17 protein-coding genes are annotated in these 19,343 nt (G+C 33.8%); 11 read left to right on the top strand and 6 right to left on the bottom strand.

All coding sequences use genetic code 11. The features are described from left to right. Positions 1 to 66: 66 nt before the first annotated feature. The 7 genes from AC3QL1_RS11655 to AC3QL1_RS11625 all read left to right on the top strand — a co-directional run bounded on the left by AC3QL1_RS11655 (position 67) and on the right by AC3QL1_RS11625 (position 5,743). On the top strand, positions 67 to 963 hold the full coding sequence (locus tag AC3QL1_RS11655) for an EamA family transporter (RefSeq protein ID WP_492491507.1): 897 nt from the start codon (positions 67 to 69) through the stop codon (positions 961 to 963). An 87-nt stretch (positions 964 to 1,050) separates the two neighbouring features. Next, the gene (locus AC3QL1_RS11650; protein ID WP_492491505.1) at positions 1,051 to 1,407 is read left to right on the top strand and encodes a DoxX family protein; all 357 of its coding nucleotides are present in this window, start codon (positions 1,051 to 1,053) and stop codon (positions 1,405 to 1,407) included. Positions 1,408 to 1,436: 29 nt separating this feature from the next. Continuing rightward, on the top strand, positions 1,437 to 2,150 hold the full coding sequence (gene aqpZ, locus AC3QL1_RS11645; RefSeq protein ID WP_492491503.1) for an aquaporin Z: 714 nt from the start codon (positions 1,437 to 1,439) through the stop codon (positions 2,148 to 2,150). A 30-nt stretch (positions 2,151 to 2,180) separates the two neighbouring features. Then, positions 2,181 to 2,420 carry a GlsB/YeaQ/YmgE family stress response membrane protein gene (locus tag AC3QL1_RS11640; RefSeq protein ID WP_492491502.1) on the top strand — a complete coding sequence of 80 codons (240 nt, stop codon included), beginning with the start codon at positions 2,181 to 2,183 and terminating at the stop codon, positions 2,418 to 2,420. Positions 2,421 to 2,557: 137 nt separating this feature from the next. Beyond that, positions 2,558 to 3,394, top strand: a complete 837-nt coding sequence (locus AC3QL1_RS11635) for a sterol desaturase family protein (RefSeq protein ID WP_492491500.1) — start codon at positions 2,558 to 2,560, stop codon at positions 3,392 to 3,394. A 111-nt stretch (positions 3,395 to 3,505) separates the two neighbouring features. Continuing rightward, positions 3,506 to 3,784, top strand: a complete 279-nt coding sequence (locus AC3QL1_RS11630; RefSeq protein ID WP_042563191.1) for a DUF2805 domain-containing protein — start codon at positions 3,506 to 3,508, stop codon at positions 3,782 to 3,784. A 99-nt stretch (positions 3,785 to 3,883) separates the two neighbouring features. Further along, positions 3,884 to 5,743, top strand: a complete 1,860-nt coding sequence (locus tag AC3QL1_RS11625) for a M61 family metallopeptidase (RefSeq protein ID WP_492491499.1) — start codon at positions 3,884 to 3,886, stop codon at positions 5,741 to 5,743. 60 nt (positions 5,744 to 5,803) lie between these two features. Here AC3QL1_RS11625 and AC3QL1_RS11620 read toward each other — a convergent pair whose 3' ends face one another. Both AC3QL1_RS11620 and AC3QL1_RS11615 read right to left on the bottom strand, forming a co-directional pair. After that, entirely contained in the window at positions 5,804 to 6,247 is a 444-nt protein-coding gene (locus AC3QL1_RS11620; protein WP_492491498.1) for a hypothetical protein, read from the bottom strand. Between the two features lie 220 nt (positions 6,248 to 6,467). Beyond that, the gene (locus tag AC3QL1_RS11615; RefSeq protein WP_492491496.1) at positions 6,468 to 8,807 is read right to left on the bottom strand and encodes a GH92 family glycosyl hydrolase; all 2,340 of its coding nucleotides are present in this window, start codon (positions 8,805 to 8,807) and stop codon (positions 6,468 to 6,470) included. Positions 8,808 to 8,944: 137 nt separating this feature from the next. Here AC3QL1_RS11615 and AC3QL1_RS11610 point away from each other — a divergent pair, with 137 nt between their 5' ends. Beyond that, positions 8,945 to 9,568, top strand: a complete 624-nt coding sequence (locus AC3QL1_RS11610) for a M949_RS01915 family surface polysaccharide biosynthesis protein (protein WP_492491494.1) — start codon at positions 8,945 to 8,947, stop codon at positions 9,566 to 9,568. 104 nt (positions 9,569 to 9,672) lie between these two features. On the opposite strand, the gene AC3QL1_RS11605 is transcribed toward AC3QL1_RS11610, so the two are convergent. The 4 genes from AC3QL1_RS11605 to AC3QL1_RS11590 form a co-directional block, all read right to left on the bottom strand. Further along, positions 9,673 to 10,281, bottom strand: coding sequence for a GNAT family N-acetyltransferase (locus tag AC3QL1_RS11605; RefSeq protein WP_492491492.1), 609 nt, complete (start codon positions 10,279 to 10,281; stop codon positions 9,673 to 9,675). Between the two features lie 113 nt (positions 10,282 to 10,394). Further along, entirely contained in the window at positions 10,395 to 10,751 is a 357-nt protein-coding gene (locus AC3QL1_RS11600; protein WP_492491490.1) for a hypothetical protein, read from the bottom strand. A 168-nt stretch (positions 10,752 to 10,919) separates the two neighbouring features. Continuing rightward, on the bottom strand, positions 10,920 to 12,098 hold the full coding sequence (locus tag AC3QL1_RS11595) for an AIR synthase related protein (protein ID WP_492491489.1): 1,179 nt from the start codon (positions 12,096 to 12,098) through the stop codon (positions 10,920 to 10,922). Between the two features lie 216 nt (positions 12,099 to 12,314). Beyond that, positions 12,315 to 14,504: a glutamine synthetase III family protein gene (locus AC3QL1_RS11590; RefSeq protein WP_492491487.1), complete on the bottom strand. Its 2,190-nt coding sequence runs from the start codon at positions 14,502 to 14,504 to the stop codon at positions 12,315 to 12,317. 427 nt (positions 14,505 to 14,931) lie between these two features. On the opposite strand from AC3QL1_RS11590, the gene AC3QL1_RS11585 reads away from it, so the two are divergent. The 3 genes from AC3QL1_RS11585 (at position 14,932) to AC3QL1_RS11575 (ending at position 19,330) form a co-directional block, all read left to right on the top strand. Continuing rightward, on the top strand, positions 14,932 to 15,945 hold the full coding sequence (locus AC3QL1_RS11585) for a glutamine synthetase beta-grasp domain-containing protein (protein ID WP_492491486.1): 1,014 nt from the start codon (positions 14,932 to 14,934) through the stop codon (positions 15,943 to 15,945). Between the two features lie 601 nt (positions 15,946 to 16,546). Then, on the top strand, positions 16,547 to 17,515 hold the full coding sequence (locus AC3QL1_RS11580; protein ID WP_492497570.1) for a TerC family protein: 969 nt from the start codon (positions 16,547 to 16,549) through the stop codon (positions 17,513 to 17,515). A gap of 162 nt (positions 17,516 to 17,677) precedes the next feature. Next, on the top strand, positions 17,678 to 19,330 hold the full coding sequence (locus AC3QL1_RS11575; protein ID WP_492491484.1) for a T9SS type A sorting domain-containing protein: 1,653 nt from the start codon (positions 17,678 to 17,680) through the stop codon (positions 19,328 to 19,330). Positions 19,331 to 19,343 lie beyond the last annotated feature (13 nt).

Raw genomic sequence — 19,343 nt, 5'->3', positions numbered from 1 at the left:
CTATTAAATCCTAAACAAAATAACTTACCTTTGCCGGCTTTTATTTTTTAACCTAAACAAATTAAGATGTCACAAAACAATGTATTAAAGGGAGTATTTTTAGTTGCTTTAGGAGCCACAACGTACGGAATGCTGGCTACTTTTGTAAAAATGGCTTATTCTGAAGGATATACAACCGCAGAAGTGACTACCTCTCAATTTGTTTTAGGAATTTTAGGTATTTTATTAATTAATGCTTTTCAAAAAATAAAACACAAAAAGAAAGTGGTGAAAGCTACTTCTAAAAACATATTTCATTTAATGCTTGCCGGTACTTCTTTAGGAATGACCAGTTTATTCTATTATCTGGCAGTAAAATACATCCCGGTTTCAATTGGTATTGTTTTATTAATGCAAACCGTTTGGATGGGAGTTTTACTTGAAATGATTCTGGAAAAAAAATTGCCTTCCAAACAAAAAGTAATTGCTGTATTTATTGTTTTAATCGGTACTGTTTTAGCGACTAATATTATCAATAACGATATTCAACTTGACTGGCGGGGAATTGCGTGGGGAGTTATGGCTGCTGCATCTTTTACAACAACCATGTTTACTGCAAATCGTGTTGCTACAGAAATTTCATCTGCCCAACGTAGTTTATACATGCTTTTAGGAGGTGCCATAATCGTATTTTCTTTTGCTTTTGCTACTCAGGAAACGACTTTTAATCTTGCTATTTTCATGAAATGGGGAATCATCTTATCTTTATTTGGCACCATAATTCCGCCAATGCTTATGAATGCTGGATTTCCTCTTACCGGAATTGGTTTAGGAAGTATTGTTTCTGCGCTTGAATTGCCAGTTTCTGTAATGATGGCTTATATTCTGTTGAATGAAAAAGTGATCTTTTTACAATGGGTTGGAATAGTTTTAATTATCCTTGCCATCATCATAATGAACGTGAATTTCAAACGAAAAAATTAACACAATTCGTAATCTGCAAAATAAATAGTATTGTAATTCAATTTTTGTTAATTTTTTACCTAAATTCGTGGTAAAAAATAATAAATCATGAATCTACCATGGCATTTATATCTGATGGCTTTTCTTTATATAATTGCCGGAATTAATCATTTCAAAAATCCCGGAATGTATATCAGAATCATTCCGCCTTTTTTTCCAAACCCCAAATTATTAAATGTTTTAAGTGGAGCTGCCGAAATCATTTTAGGTATTCTCTTAATAGTTCCTTTTACAACACATTTAGCCGCCTGGGGAATTATAGCATTACTAATTGCTGTTTTTCCTGCAAATGTTTATATGTTTTGTAAGAAAAAAGGAAGTTTTTCTTTGTTAAAAATTATTTTATTAATACGTTTGCCCTTACAAATTGTATTGATTTTTTGGGCATACTTATATACCCTTTAACAATCAACTATTAATTAAAATTATTTATTATGAAAAAATTATTTGCTGAGTTCTTCGGAACTTTTTGGCTGGTTTTTGGTGGTTGCGGAAGCGCAATTTTTGCTGCCGGATTTCCAGAACTGGGAATTGGATTTGCAGGTGTTGCGTTAGCTTTTGGTTTAACGGTATTAACAATGGCGTATGCTGTTGGTCATATTTCAGGCGGACATTTTAATCCTGCTGTTTCGTTTGGTTTATGGGCAGGAGGAAGATTTCCTGCAAAAGATCTTTTGCCTTACATTATCGCACAATGTATTGGTGCTATAGCTGCGGCAGGTACTTTGTACATTATTGCATCAGGAAAAGCAGGTTTTGTTATTGATGCTACGAAAGCAGGAGCTTTTGCTTCAAATGGTTTTGGTGCTTTTTCTCCTGATGGATATTCTTTGGCAGCCGCTTTTATTGCTGAATTTGTATTGACTTTATTCTTCTTATTGATTATTTTAGGCGCTACAGACAAATGTGCAAATACTAATTTTTGTGGTATTGCAATTGGTTTAGCGTTGACCTTAATTCACCTAATCAGTATTCCAATTACAAATACATCTGTAAACCCTGCAAGATCATTATCTCAGGCTGTTTTTGTTGGTGGAGAACCTTTATCTCAAGTCTGGTTATTTTGGGTTGCGCCTATTTTAGGAGCTGTTGTTGCCGGATTTATTTACAAAAATTTATTAGAGAAAGAAGACGAAACAGCAGCGTAATACTGCTATAACATTATTTAAACACACAATATGGAATTTTTATATTTTTTACTTATAGGAGCAATTTCAGGCTGGCTGGCCGGTCAGGTTTGGAAAGGTGCAGGTTTTGGATTAATTGGTAATATTATCGTTGGAATTATTGGCGGATTCATCGGTGGATGGATTGCCGGAAGACTTGGCATTGGCGGAGGAGGTTTGCTTTGGCAAATTTTAATCGCAGTTGGAGGTGCCTGGGTTTTATTATTCATAATCAGCCTGATCAAAAAATAAAAAGTCTCTTATAAGACACTTATTCAAAAGAGGAAATCGTATATATTTATATTGATTTTCTCTTTTTTTATTAAATATTACTAACTTTAATTTACTTTTTAAAGCGAAAAAATTTATTCTATTAATTCGATATTGTCATGAATGAAGTGATTGCTTATTTTAGTACTATTCCATCTTCACACCGAAGTTTAATTTTGGTTGGAGGAATAACTCTTTTTTGGGTAATTGAAAATACATTTCCCCTATTTCAGATGCAATACCGAAAATGGCATCACGCCGGAATTAATATCTTTTTTACCATAACCACTATTATAGTAAACTTTATTCTGGCTTTTATCCTGATTAAGACCGCTGCCTGGACAACTGAAAACAATTTTGGAATTCTGCAATGGTTGCCGCAAATCCCAATTTGGCTTTACACAATTATTGGATTGTTGTTATTAGATTTAATAGGCGCTTATCTTGTTCATTTTATCGAGCATAAAGTAAAATTTCTATGGAGATTTCATATTATCCATCATACAGATACCTGGATTGACACTACAACCGCAAATCGCCATCATCCGGGAGAAAGCATTATTCGTTTTGTTTTTACAACGCTCGGTGTTTTAATTGTAGGAAGTCCGATGTGGATGGTGTTTTTGTACCAAAGTTTATCGGTTATCGCTTCACAATTTAATCATGCTAATATTTCATTGCCGAACAAATTAGATACTATTTTGAGTTATTTTATCGTTTCTCCTAATATGCACAAAGTACATCACCATTACGTTTTGCCTTATACTGACAGCAATTATGGAAACATTTTTTCTGTCTGGGATCGTATTTTTGGCACTTTTACCACTTTACCAAAAGAAGAATTAATTTATGGCGTAGATACACATATGGCTCCCGAAGAGCATAACAAACTGAAAAATTTATTGCAAATTCCGTTTCAAAAATCAAGATCCGGAAAAAACAAGCAAAATCATTAAAAAAAGTGCACCGGATCGAACCAAGTAATTATTTTTTTTATTAATATTGATACTTAAATTGAAAATCAATCTATTAATCATTAACCCCTATTTTGAATTAATTTTCACGTGATGAAAAAGAGTAACCGCAAAGAGTTGAGCTGGGAACAAACGGAAAAACTTGTTTCGTTAGCCTTGGAAGAAAGAAATCCATTTGAAATTATAAAAAAAGAATTTGGATTGGCAGAAAAAGAAGTTCTGGAAATCATGAAAAAGAAAATGCCACTCGAAAAATTTGAAATGTGGAAAAAAAAGGCAATTGCTAATAAACCAAAACCAAAGCCCGTTAAAATAGATGATTTTGATGAAGATCTGGATGGAAAATATTATATAAAGAACAAACTTGACTAGCATAAAACTCCTGTGAATCAGGAGTTTTTTTTTAATTTTCAATTTTGTGTAACATAATTACATTTTATAAGTCAAATACACATAACTAAACATAAACAAATGAAAAAAATACTTTACACATTAGCCCTTGCGGTAACGTTTTGGAGCTGTAAAACCGGTACTACTTCCGGAGCTGCAAAAAGCAATATAGTAGAGGTTAATATTAATCTTGTCGATGTAAAAGACGATAAGGTTTTAGTAACAGTTACGCCTCCGGCAATAAAAACAGATGAAGTAATCTACAGCATTCCTAAAACAGTTCCGGGAACTTATTCTACAGATAATTACGGAAAATATTCAGATGATTTTAAAGCTTTTGATGCCAAAGGAAATCTTCTGACAGTAAAAAGAATCGACGATAACTCATGGTCTATTTCGAATGCAAAAACATTAAAAAAAGTATCTTACTTAGTTGGTGACACTTTTGATACTGAAAAAGGAACCGGTTTTGGTAACGACGATGTTTTCTCGCCAGCGGGAACTAACATCAATGCAGGAATTAATTTTATGGTAAATACACACGGTTTTGTTGGGTATTTTAAAGATAAATTAGATGTTCCGTATAAAGTTACGATTACACATCCTGAAACGCTTTGGGGAGCAACTTCTATGAATGATGAAGATGCAAGCAAAACAAGTGATGTTTTTACAACACCGCGTTATGCTGTTTTGGTGGAGAATCCAATTATGTATTCTAAGCCTGATTACACGACTTTCAACGTAAACGGAATGGATATTTTAATTGCTGTTTATTCTCCAACAGGAAAATTTACTGCAGAAAGTATCACGCCGGAAATGAAAACGATGATGACGGCACAAAAAAACTTTTTAGGAAAAGTAAATTCTACGAAAAAATATACGGTTTTAGTGTATTTATCATCTATGGCAAAAGACGATGCACATGGCTTTGGAGCTTTAGAGCATCCAACTGCAACAACTGTGGTTTTACCGGAATCTATGCCTAAAGAAAAATTAGTAGAAACTATGAAAGATGTGGTTTCTCACGAGTTTTTCCACATTGTAACTCCATTAACGGTTCATTCAAAAGAAATTCAGTATTTTGATTACAATGCGCCACAAATGTCTGAGCATTTATGGATGTATGAAGGTGTAACAGAATATTTTGCAAACCTTTTTCAAATTAATCAGGGTTTAATTGATGAAGCTGAGTTTTACACTCGTATTGCTGATAAAATCGAACAGGCAAAAGGCTTAAACGATACAATGTCGTTTACTGTTATGAGTAAAAATGTATTGGAGCAGCCATATAAAGATCAATACCTAAACGTTTATCAAAAAGGAGCTTTAATTGGAATGTGCGTTGATATCATTATCAGAGAAAAAAGTAATGGAGAAAGAGGAATTCTTGACCTAATGCATAAATTAGCGAATGAATATGGTATTGAAAAGCCATTTAATGATAACGAACTTTTTGCAAAAATTACTGAATTGACTTATCCTGAAGTTGGGGAATTTTTAAATAAATATGTTGCCGGAACAACTCCAATTCCTTACGATTTTTATTTGGCAAAAGTTGGTGTAACAAAATCATCTGAAAAATCAGCCGGACCAATTTTCTTAAAAGGACAAACCCCGTATATTTCTATTGATAAACAAACGAAAGAAATTTCAGTTCGTACTGATGTTGAGCCAAATGCTTTCTTTAAAGGATTAAACTTAAAAGGCGGAGATATTATCGTTTCTGTAAACAGCAAACCATATTCATTGGCTAACATTTATGATTTGATTACTGAAAGTGAAAACTGGAAAGAAAATGATCCTATAACACTTCAAATAAAACGTAACGGTAAAGAGGAAACTGTAAAAGGTACTGTGAAATTACCATACGAAGAAAAAGAAACTTTTAAAGCAACTGACGCTTCAAAAGAGAAACTTAAAAATGCATGGTTGAAAGGATAATTTCTTTTTAATGAACATAAAAAAAACCGACAAGTGATTGTCGGTTTTTTTGTTTTGTCCTTATTTCTTCACCGGAAACTTCCAGTCAAACTCGTCTTTGTCATTAATAATTGCTCCAACTTCAAACTTAACAACTTCATCAAATTCAGTTTGAAGAATAAACCAATTATCTTCATTAAAGTAGTTTTCGAACGTATCAAAAGTTTCCTGAGTATATTTTGTAATTCCTTTTGCTGCGAAATCTTTCTTTACATCAGCAATTTTTCTTCCAATTAATTTGAATCCAAAAACCTCCAGATCATTGCTTGAAGCTACTAAATAACCTAATTTTAAATCTTCTTCTTCATAAAATGTCAATCTGATTTTATGTGAGTTATAAACAAAAATCACATTATCATCTTCGTCTTTATAATTTTTATCAGGTTTTCCTAAAGCTGCCGTTACATCGTTTTGCTTCATTCCGAAAAGCAATTTATCAATTCCTGATTTTAGATTTATTTTCATATTTATTTGTCTTTATTTGAAGTGCAAATTTCGGGAAGTTTTTACAAACTACATTATGTTTGGCTTTTTTGTTTGTATGTTTTTTTTCGCCACGAATTACACAAATTATCACAAATTTAATTAGTGTAAATTAGTGTAATTCGTGGCAACGAACTCTTGTTATGAATCAATAAAAAAACCGCGTAAATCCATTTCATCCGCTCAATCCGTGGGCAATCTTTTAATTTTGATAATTCTTCTTATTCGGTTTATTACTCATATAAAAAGTAATTTTTCCGCCATTAATCACATCAGTATGTTTCAGGAAAGGTTTGTCTAATTGTTTTCCATTTAAAAGTACCTTGCTCACAAACACATTTTTATCTGATTGATTTACCGTTTCTACTTCAAAAGTTTTACCATTTTCTAAATTAAAAATAGCTTTTTTAACTAACGGACTTCCCAATGCATATTCATCAAATCCTGGTGCAACAGGATAAAATCCTAAACTACTGAAAATATACCAGGCACTCATTTGTCCGAAATCGTCATTTCCGCCTAAACCGTCAGCGCCGTTGCGATACATTTTTTTCAGGATCATTCTGATTTTGTCCTGTGCTTTCCAAGGCGAATTTGTCCAATTGTATAAATAAACAACGTGATGTGAAGGCTCGTTTCCGTGAACATAATTTCCGATGATTCCGTCTCTTGTAATGTCTTCTGTGTTTTCAAAATATTTGTCCGGTAAATGCATGTTGAATAACGAATCTAAGCGAACATTAAATTTATCATTTCCGCCCATCATTTTAATCATTTCTGCCGGATCCTGCGGAACATACAAACTGTAATTCCATGAATTTCCTTCGATAAAACCTTGTCCGTGTGTGTCTAACGGATCAAATTCTTTCTTGAAAGTTCCGTCATTTAATTTAGGACGCATAAAACCCGTTTTCTCATCATAAACGTTTTTGTAGTTTTTAGATCTTTCGATAAATTCATTGTAAATTTCGGTTTTGCCTAACTTCTTTGCAGCCTGAGCAATCGCCCAGTCATCATAAGCATATTCTAAGGTTTTAGAAACTGAAGAACCGTTTTTGTCCTCGGGAACATATCCCATTTTCATATAATATTCTAAACCATCGTAATACGGAACTTTAGCAGTATTAACACAAGCCTGAAGTGCTTTTTCAGGATCAAAGTTGGTATTGCCTTTTACAATGGCATCAGCTACTACAGAAACCGAATGATACCCAATCATACACCAGTTTTCATTGGCATAATGTGACCAGATTGGCAACATTTTATGCACACTTTGGTCTGAATGTGCCAGCATCGAACTTATCATATCTGAGTTTCTGGCAGGTTGTACAATATTAAATAAAGGATGCAACGCCCTGTAAGTATCCCAAAGAGAATAACTAGTATAGTTTTTAAAGTTTTCTGCCTTATGAACATTCATATCCAGACCTTTATAATTTCCGTCTAAATCCATGTATTCTGTTGGACCTAAAAAAGCGTGATACATTGCGGTATAAAAGTTTACCAAATCTTCTTTTTGGATAGTTTCAACTTGAATTTTATTTAATTCCTTGTTCCAGATTTCCTGACTTTGTTTTTTTACTTTTTCGAAATCCCAACTTGGAACTTCTTTTTTCATATTTTCTAATGCACCTGCAGAACTTACAGGAGAAAGTGCCATTTTAATTTTGATTTTTTCTCCTTCATTCGTATTAAAATCAAAAAACAATTTTAAGTTCTGTCCTGCCATTTCCGGAAAGTTTTTCGTTTGATCAAATCTTCCCCAAAAACCTCTGTACACACTTTTTTCCTGCGCTGCTTGTCCGTAGCTTTTAATAGGTTTGCTAAAAGACATGGCAAAATAAACGGTTCTGGTTCTTGCCCAGCCATTTGTCTGGCGATATCCTGTAATTAAAGTATCGTTCTCAACGCGAACAAATGTCCAGACATTCTTTTTATCATAATTATAAATTCCGGAAGTTAGATCCAGAATAATATGCGCTTCATCTGATTTTGGAAATGTATATTGATGCATTCCTACGCGTGTCGTTGCCGTAAGTTCTGCCTTAATATTATGATCTTCAAGAAGAACGCTGTAATATGCAGGTTCTGCTTTTTCTGTTGAATGTGAAAACGCAGATCGATAACCTGATAATGGTTTTGAAGCTACACCGGGATTTAATTGCAGTTTTCCCGTTGTTGGCATTATCAAAAAATCACCAAGATCAGAATGTCCTGTTCCGCTAAAATGCGTGTGGCTAAAACCTACAATTGTTTTATCTTCATATTGATATCCAGCACAATATTTGTAAACTTCTCCATTGTATTTTCCGTTTAAACCATAAGCAATTGTATCGGTTTCAGGGCTTAACTGTACGCTCCCAAACGGCACCGTTGCTCCCGGATAAGTATGTCCCATTTTGGCTGTACCAATCATTGGGTCAACATATTGAATTAGATTTTTGAGGTTTTCTATTTTCTTTTGTGCGTTTATTTTAGCCGAAAAACTAAATAACAGCACTAATAATCCAAAAAAAAGGCGTTTTGTGTTTACAATATTCATTGATGCGTATTTAAAAATTATTTGTAAAACTGAATCAATTCAATTTCACGTTAGAAAATTACAATAAAAATGGAGTTTTAAAAAATCTTAAACTGAAAAGCTTTTGAATATCTTTGATCTATAAATTTATATGCCTTATGAAAAAACTAATTTTATTCCTGTTCCTTTTATATTCAGCCTTTGGTTTTTCACAAAAAATAGCCGGTTCTGTTTTAGATAAAGAACAAATAAAACAACGCGAACTGAATGGTTTGTCGGATTTTCCAATTTACAAGGCGTATGAATATCAGGATAAAGGCGGCGTTTTTGAATTGGTTTTGTGTGAAAATCAAAAAAAGATTTCAAAAAAAGATACTCTCAACACTAAGATTCAGGCGATTTGCGGCATGAACGATCATGGCGGTTTTCTTGAAAAATGGAGAATAAATGATTTGCTTGAAATTACAGAACCGCAAGAAACTAATATCTGGTTCTGGACAAAATATTGTAGTACAAAAGATCTTGATGGCGATGGTTATATTGAGCCTGTAATTGTGTACGGAACAAGAAATGAACATAATGAAATAAGTCGCGTAAAAATTATCACGGTTTATAAAAATCAAAAATATGTGATTCGGGCAATAGAATGTGATTTAGACGATTGCAGAAGTTTTAAGAAAGACAAAAACTGGAATTCGCTTCCTCAAAAAATAAAAAATTACGTTGATAATCTGGTTGCAAAAATTAGAAAAGAACAGGATTTAATATTGAAAGATGGATAGTTCGGGATTAAATTCCAAAAAATGAAAATTATTTTAATTATTCCCTTTGCGTAAACCGGATTAAAATCCGGCCCTACAATGTGGGTCGAGCCTAACGGCTCTTTTTAAAGTTTGCGTTTTAGATTTTCTTTTACTTCGTCAAACCATTCATTTTTTAGAATACTCAAAACAATAGAATCGCGACGAATATCGCCATTTCTAGTAGGCATGTGACTTCTTAAAACTCCTTCGATTTTACAGCCTATGCTTTTCATTGCGGCGATGCTTCGGTCGTTATTATTATCGGCACGGAATTCTACTCGCTCCATTCCTAAAGTTTCAAAAGCAAATTGAAGTAATAAATATTTGCAATGTTTGTTAAGTCCGGTTCCTCTAAAAGCTGATCCGTACCAAGTGTAGCCTAATTGAAGGGTTTTATATTCAAGCTGAATATCATAAAAACGTGTTGAACCAGCGAATTTTTGAGATTTTTTATCGAAAACAATAAACGGGAATTCTCTTTTCTCCTCACGGTTCTTTACTGCTGATTGAATATATTGGATCAGGTTTTCTTTTCCGTCTGCACCAACTAAGGAATATTTCCAGGTTTCCGGTTCGTTGATCGAGATTTCTAATAAATTATCGACATCCGATTCCTGCAAAGGACGCAATAAAACAAGATCGTCTTCAAGGATAATATTATCTGAGAAACTGAAATTTAATATTGTGCTCATATTTTATTCTTTGTGTGTCTCTGTGAAATCTTTGTGCAACTTTGTGTTATAACTATTTCGCAGAGATTCACGAAAAATACTCAAAGATTCACAAAGTTATTTAAAGAGAAAAACTACTCACTCATTTCATCATAACGTTCCGGAACCTGCGGATCGTAAAGCGGACATTTGAATTCTGCCATTAAATCTACCAATTGATTCATGGTTTTTCCTTCGGTTCCGTAGCAGTCGATTTTGATGCTTTGCGGAGTTGTAATCACCTGAAAAGCGCCTTTTCCATCGTTATTTTTCCAGCTGTTTTCATCGACTCTTTCCCATTTTGAGAAAACAGAATTAATACGATTTATGATTACTTCTACAGGAAGTGTTTCGAGACCTTCAACTGTTTCTTTCTCTATAAGTGCTTCGTAAACTTCGTGATGATTTAAATAAATTTCATCTAAATATCTCCAAAAAAGTAATTCGTACATAGCTGATGTTTTTAGCCCCGATAGTAGTGAAAATCCTTTTGTGCCGGGGTTCGGCACAAAAGATTGTAACGGATAGCGGGATTAGCTCCTAAAAAAGCTAATTGTTAATAAAAAAGTTCTGTCGAAACTCCAGTATAAAACCTTTGAACCTTTGTAACTCAAAAAATACTAATATTCGAATGTTCCGTATTCGCTGGTAATCGTCAGTTTCTTAGCATCTGCTGCTTCTACTCTACCTACGATTTGTGCATCGACATTGAATGATTTTGAGATTGCGATAATATCCTGAGCAATGTTTTCGGGAACGTAAATTTCCATACGGTGACCGCAATTGAAAACCTGATACATTTCTTTCCAATCCGTTTTTGATTGTTCCTGAATTAGTTTGAACAATGGTGGAACCGGAAATAAATTATCTTTTATGATGTGTAAATTCTGAACGAAATGTAAAATTTTAGTTTGCGCTCCTCCGCTGCAATGCACCATTCCGTGAATATCGCTTGGCGTATATTTATCTAAAATTTTCTTGATAATTGGCGCGTAAGTACGAGTTGGAGAAAGTACTAGCTGACCTGCGTTTATTGGGCTATTCTCCACTTCATCCGTTAAGTTTACCTGACCGGAATAAATTAATTCTTCGGGAACAGCTGCATCAAAACTTTCAGGATATTTTTTAGCTAAATATTTTCCGAAAACATCGTGACGTGCAGATGTTAATCCGTTACTTCCCATTCCGCCGTTATAACTTTTTTCGTAAGTTGCCTGACCAAAAGAAGCCAAACCTACAATTACATCTCCGGCTTTGATGTTGGCATTATCAACCACATCGCTGCGTTTCATACGTGCTGTTACGGTAGAATCTACAATAATAGTACGAACAACATCTCCAACATCTGCAGTTTCTCCACCAGTTGAATGAATGGTTACGCCAAAAGATTTTAATTCGTTGATTAATTCTTCTGTTCCGTTGATGATTGCTGAAATTACTTCGGCCGGAATTAAATTTTTATTTCTTCCAATAGTTGAGGAAAGCAAAATATTATCGGTTGCGCCAACACATAATAAATCGTCGATATTCATGATTAAGGCATCCTGCGCAATTCCTTTCCAAACAGAAATATCTCCGGTTTCTTTCCAGTACATATACGCCAAAGACGATTTTGTACCGGCTCCGTCAGCATGCATAATTAAGCAATGTTCTGAATCTTGTGTTAGATAATCAGGAACAATTTTGCAGAATGCCTGAGGAAATAAACCTTTGTCGATATTTTTTATGGCGTTGTGTACGTCTTCTTTTGATGCCGAAACACCTCTTTGTGCGTACCTTTTGCTAGAATCTGAACTCATGAAAATTAGTTTGTGTTGATGTGGTGCAAAGATAATCCCTTTTTTTAATTCTTTGGTTTATTGAGATGTTTGATTGTAAAAAAGTTTGCCACGAATTGCACAAATTTTCACTAATTCTTTTTTTAATGCAAAAAATCATCCTGATCGGATGATTTTTGCTTATAAATTTTATAAATAAATTCGTGAAAATTGGTGTAATTCGTGGCCAAAAAAAAATTATTTAGTAAATAACAATTCTCTGTATTTTGTCAATGTCCAGCTTTCGTCATCTACTAATAATTCTAATTTATCGCAATGGTTTCTGATGTCTTCAAAGTATGGTTTTACTTTGTTGCAATAAGCTTCGGCCATTTTTTGCGCATCTGTTAGATGATTTGCGTTTCTTCTTTCATCGGTCATTGCCAATACTTTAGAATTAATACCTTCGATATGACCTGAAATTTCTTTGATTAAAACAATTTGTTCTCTTGCAATAGTTTCAAATTCTTTTCCGAAGATTTCTTTTAATCCTTTTACATTTTCTATTAAAGTATTTTGGTAACGAATGGCTGTCGGAATTACGTGATTTCTTGAAATATCACCTAAAACTCGTCCTTCTATCTGAATTTTTTTAGTGTATTCTTCCAGTTCAATTTCGTAACGGGCTTCTGCTTCAACGTGGTTTAAGATTCCTAATTCGTCAAATAAATCAAGTGCTTGTTTAGAAACTTTTGCTTTAATTGCTTCGGGAGTAGTTTTAAAATTACTTAACCCTCTTTTTGCTGCTTCTTTTTCCCACGCATCGCTATATCCGTCACCTTCAAAAAGGATTTTTTTAGATTGTTTGATGTATTCTCTTAAAACATTAAAAATAGCATCGTCTTTTTTCATGTCTTTCGACTCGATCAAATTGTCTACTTCTACTTTAAAATCTTTCAATTGTTTTGCAACAATGGCATTCAAAGTTGTCATCGCGTTCGAGCAGTTTGCATTTGAACCAACGGCTCTGAACTCAAATTTATTTCCTGTAAAGGCAAAAGGAGACGTTCTGTTTCTGTCTGTATTATCTAAAAGTACATCCGGAATTTTTCCAACTACATTTAGTTTTAAATCTGTTTTTTCTTCCGGAGATAATTTTCCGGTGGTTACGCTTTCTAACTCTGATAAAACTTTGGTTAATTGTGCTCCAATAAATACCGAAATAATAGCCGGAGGCGCTTCATTGGCTCCAAGTCTGTGATCGTTACTTGCTGTTGCGATCGAAGCTCTTAGTAAAGTTTCATAATCGTTAACTGCTTTTATGGTATTGATAAAGAAAGTCAAAAACTGTAAATTACTCATTGGCGTTTTACTCGGACTCAATAAGTTAACTCCAGTATCTGTTGCCAATGACCAGTTGTTGTGTTTTCCTGATCCGTTTACGCCTTTAAATGGTTTTTCGTGAAATAACACTTTAAAATCATGACGTTCTGCCACTCTTTGCATCACATCCATTAATAAAGAGTTGTGATCTACAGCAAGATTGGTTTCTTCAAAAATGGGTGCCAATTCAAATTGATTTGGCGCTACTTCATTATGACGCGTTTTTACCGGAATTCCCAACAACATACATTCCTGCTCTAAATCTCTCATATAAGTAAGAGCGCGAGTTGGAATAGATCCAAAATAATGATCGTCAAGCTGTTGCCCTTTTGCAGAAGTATGTCCTAATAAAGTTCTTCCGGTCATCATTAAATCCGGGCGTGAATTTGCCAATGCTTTATCAATCAGAAAATATTCTTGTTCCCAACCTAAAGTTGCGGTAACTTTCTTTACGTTTTTATCAAAATATCTACATACTTCTGTCGCCGCTTCATCCATTGCAGAAAGCGCTCTCAATAACGGAATTTTATTATCCAATGCTTCACCAGTATACGCGATAAAAACTGTCGGGATACATAAAGTCGTTCCATATATAAAAGCAGGAGAAGTTGGATCCCAAGCTGTATAACCTCTGGCTTCGAAGGTGTTTCTGATTCCGCCATTCGGAAAACTTGACGCATCCGGTTCTTGCTGAACTAATTGCGCTCCGCCAAATTTTTCTACAGCATCGCTTCCATCATAAGATGTTTCAAAAAAAGCATCGTGTTTTTCTGCCGTAGTTCCAGTAAGCGGCTGAAACCAGTGCGTATAATGTGTAACTCCTTTTGCAAGTGCCCACTCCTTCATTCCCATGGCAATATAATCTGCCAGTTTTCTTTCTATTTTAGTTCCATGTTGAACCGCATCCCTTACTCCTTTCAAAGCATCCGAAGTTAAATATTGCTTCATCGCTTTCTCATTAAACACATTTGAACCAAAAATGTTAGATTTTCTATCAATTTCTTCAAAATGCACCGGCTTTCTGGTAGAAGCTTCTTGTAAAGCTTGGAAACGTAATGTTGACATGTATATAATTTTTAAAAATTCGTATTAATTTTTACTGAAAAGAAGAACAAATATAAACAATTAAAGACCCTGTCTGAAAGATAAATACTAGATTTTTACGCGAGAATTTTTCAACAGAAGAAGCGTTTTTCAAAGAATAATGAATCCGAATTAAAGAAATATAACAAATTAACGCAGTATTATTGATTAAATAAACATTTTTTCATAATTGCATAACCTATTAACCCTAAAAAAAGGCGTTATTTTTACGAATTTATTTTTTAAAGGTGTTAAAAATTACTTTTTTCAAAATATACCCCTATCAAAATTGCGCTTCTCTAAAAAATTATAGTCGGATAAACAAAATAGCCCCCTAATTTTTAGGACTAAAAAAATAAATCTATATTTGACCCAGCGAAAAAAACAAAAAAAATAAATTTATATTATTATGGCTAAAATTAAGTTAGAGTACATTTGGTTAGATGGATATGAACCAACTCAAAATCTTAGAAGTAAAACTAAAGTTGAAGAACACGAAAATTTCAAAGGAACATTAGAAGAACTTGGAAACTGGTCATTTGATGGTTCATCAACAAAACAAGCCGAAGGTGGTTCATCTGACTGTTTATTAGTTCCTGTTGCAATTTACCCGGATCCAACTCGTATTAACGGATGGTTAGTAATGACTGAAGTTATGTATGCTGATGGTACTCCACACTCTTCTAACGGTAGAGCTACTATTGATGACGATGGTGATTTCTGGTTTGGTTTCGAACAAGAATATTTCATCATGGACACTAAAACTTTATTGCCATTAGGTTTCCCTGTTGGAGGTTATCCTGCTCCACAAGGTATGTACTACTGCTCTGTAGGTGGAAAAAACACTCACGGAAGAAAATTAGTAGAAGAACATGCTGATCTATGTATCGCTGCCGGAATTAACTTTGAAGGTATTAACCAAGAGGTTGCCTGCGGACAATGGGAATTCCAATTATTTGCTAAAGGTGCTAAAAAAGCCGGAGATGAAATCTGGGTTGCTCGTTACCTTTTAGATCGTTTGACTGAAAAATATGGTTACTATATCGAATACCACCCTAAACCACTTGGAGATACTGACTGGAATGGTTCTGGAATGCACGCTAACTTCTCTAATGAGGTGTTAAGAACTTGTGGAGACCAAGCTACTTACGAAAGAATTTGTGAGGCTTTCCGTCCTGTTACTGCTGAGCATATCGCGGTTTACGGAGCTTACAACGAGCAACGTTTAACTGGTAAACACGAAACTGCTTCTATTCACGATTTCTCTTATGGGGTTTCAGACAGAGGATGTTCTATCAGAATTCCTTTAATGACTGTTCAAAGAGGATGGAAAGGTTGGTTAGAAGACAGAAGACCAGCTTCAAACGGTGATCCATACAAAATCGCTGCAAGAATTATCAAAACTGTAAAATCAGCGTTGTAATTCGAAGCTTAAAACTATACTTAAAAGTGCCGTCAATTTTGATGGCACTTTTTTTTTGCTGTAGAGTTTGTTATTTTGATTTCTATAATTGGAGTATGTATTTCAGGAGCTAATCCCGCTATACGTTACAATCTTTTGCTCCATTTCATTTCACAAAAGGATTTCCACTTCTATCGGGGCTAGGGCAATCGTTTTCATGAGAATATTTTCGTTTAGTTTGTCATTCGAGTAGATTAGAAATATTCTATAACAACAAACCCGACAGGTTTTGAAAACCTGTCGGGTTTAGAAATTTTCAAATATTGTCTCATATTGTTTGTCATTCCGAGGACGAGGACACGAGTGATAGCGAACTGGCGAAGCAATCTCCGTAAGCAGCTCTACAAAGATTATCGATTATTGGAGCGGAGTTTCTCGCGGAGATTCCTCGTTCCTCGGAATGACAAAATTGAGAATATCAACTTTGAGCACACCTTTGTCAAAGTTTAAAACTTTGACAAAGGTTTCAATATTTAAACCAAGAAATTTTAAGGTAATTTTTACTAATTAATTTTTAAGTTAAACTTCAAAACTTATCTTTGTAAATCATTTAAAAAATATCATAATGGTTTGGATTTTCTTTTTAATAGGCGTCGTACTTATTCTTGCTTTAGATTTGGGAGTTTTCAATAAAAACCCACATATTATCAGTACCAAAGAAGCAAGTAAATGGACACTGATTTGGGTTACACTTTCATTCTTATTTTCGGGAGTGATTTACTGGCTTTATACTACAGATTATATTGCAAATCCTGACAAACTAAAACCTGCCGTGGCTTCTATGAAGTTTATTACGGGTTATTTAATTGAACTTTCTTTAAGTGTAGACAATATATTTGTTATTGCTATTATTTTTGCTTCTTTCAAAATACCTCAAAAATATCAACATCGTGTTTTATTCTGGGGAATTATTGGTGCTGTGGTTTTCCGTGGATTAATGATTTTCTTTGGCGTTATGCTGATTAATAAATTTACATGGACCACTTATTTATTTGGTGCCTTTTTATTATTTACGGCAATCAAAATGTTGTTTTCGGGCGATGATGAAGATTTTCAGCCAAAAAACTCTTTTGTATACAAAACATTAGGAAAAGTTATTCCGATCACTTCTGAAATGCAGCATGAGAAATTTTTCATTTTAACCGAAAAAGGAAAAAAAGCCGCTACTCCTCTATTCGTCGCTTTGATTGTTATTGAAGTTATGGATGTGCTTTTTGCCGTAGACAGCGTTCCGGCGATTCTGGCCATTACATCAGATCCATTTTTGGTATTTAGTTCGAATATTTTTGCGATTCTTGGGTTGCGTTCGATGTACTTTTTTCTGGCGAATATGCTGGCGAAATTCAGTTATTTAGAATACAGCTTAATCGCTATTTTAAGTTTCGTAGGATTAAAAATGCTGGTACACGAATGGATTCAAGTTCCGGAATGGGCTTCGTTAGGATTTATAGCCCTTTCTCTTTTAGTGGGAATTTTGGTTTCACTTAAATTTGGTGAAGAAAAAGAATTGACTGATTTGGATCAGGAATAGTTTTTACGAAACATATATTTATAAAAAAAGGAAATCTTGCGATTTTCTTTTTCTTTTTCAATTATTAAATAAATAAAAATAAACTTATAATTTAACAATTAAAAGTAAGTTTATACTTTATTTATAAGTATGTTTATCTCATTATAATTTTAAAATTTTATCATGAGAAAAAATTACGTTTACCTCGTTTTACTGCTTTTATTACACATTTCTGTAGTTGGGCAAAAAATTACTCTTACTCCAACTGTTGTAAATGGAGCAGGTTATAGTTCGGGATCTATCAATTTAGGATCTACAACTACTTCATCAGTTTCACTAGGGATTAAAGTGGAATTGCCAGCTGATCCTGGGAATAATGGAACAATAAATATTTACTACGAAAAAGGCCCTAGTCTCGGTCCAATTATACCAACAGGAGGAAATGGCGGTTCTTTATTTTTTGGTGGAGGAAAAATAGGTTTAGCAAATTTTGTTATTTATTTAAATGCCAGCGATTTTAATACATCTGGAGGATATATTTACGCCCAATATAAAACTTTTGCTGGTGTAGCCTATAAAAGTACAAATATTGCCATTATAAAAAATGGAACAGTTACTCCTCCTAATCCGATCCCTCCTTCTGAATACCCAATTCAAAGTGTTCCTTATGGAGGAACCCCATTACTACCTGAATACGTATACAACGGAGGCTATGAAGAAATTCAATCCCAAGAATGGGTCATCAATGACAACATACCATTTGAAGGAATTAGTAATAATAAGAAACTATACACCGCAGGACCAAATACCTTAAAACAGAAGACTACTTATAAAGATGGAAGTATAAGCTATAGTTCAAAAATAACAGCAAGAGTAGTTAATTTCCTTCCAGATTTAGAAGACTTATATGTTGACAATAAAATAAGTTCAAACCAATATTTGACAGAAGGACAAGCACCTGAACCTATAATTGGCAACCAAGCAACTGAAAGTCATACTGTAAAAGTAGAGGGTCAAAGAAATCAAACAGTTACAAATCCGTTAAGTAATTATCAATGGCAAATTAGAACAAAATTTCCGCTTTTTTGGTCTAATTTTGGTATAGACTATTTTAATTTGTATGGATGGAATGATATTCCTGGTGCAACTCAAATCAATTATACCCCACCAATTACCAATACAGGAACGGAGTATCGTAGGTTAATTCTTGAAAATCCATCATCAACTTCATCACCGGATAATAGAAGGTCGTCGGCTAGTAATGTAGTTACAATATTGCCAGTTCAAGTAAATCAAATAAATATATGCTGTACCGAAACATTATATATTGGAGATGAATCTCTTATTATTGGACCTAACCAAGCTGAATCAACTTTCCAATGGCAAATATCTTATGATGGAACTAATTGGACTGATATTTTTAGCGAAAACAATAAAGATTTCAAAGCTGTATATGTTGATCAACCAACAAGAGGTGGCAGTCAGTTGCAAAGTCAAACACAACTTTATAGGAGAATTACCTATAATTACTCTAACAACCAATATTATTTGAGCAATATTGTTAATGTTAATTTTCTTGCAAGAAATGGGTCATTAGTTTTAATTTATCCAAACCCAGCGATATCAATTTTAAACCTTGAGAGCACAAAGGTAGATTTAGCGAATGCACAAATCAGCATAGCAAATTTAGCAGGTAATTTAGTAAATCCAAACAGCTATCAAGTCATTAGTTCGAGTCTGGTGTCTGTAGATGTTTCAAATTTAACTTCAGGCCCATATTTTCTTAACATTCAAACTGTAACAAGAAGTTATAAATATACTTTTATTAAACAATAGAACATAAAAAAAG

This window comes from Flavobacterium sp. GW823-FHT04A11 (genome assembly GCF_058796535.1).
The sequence above is the reverse complement of the archived record's forward strand: the minus strand, read 5'-3'. Positions and strand labels throughout refer to the sequence as shown.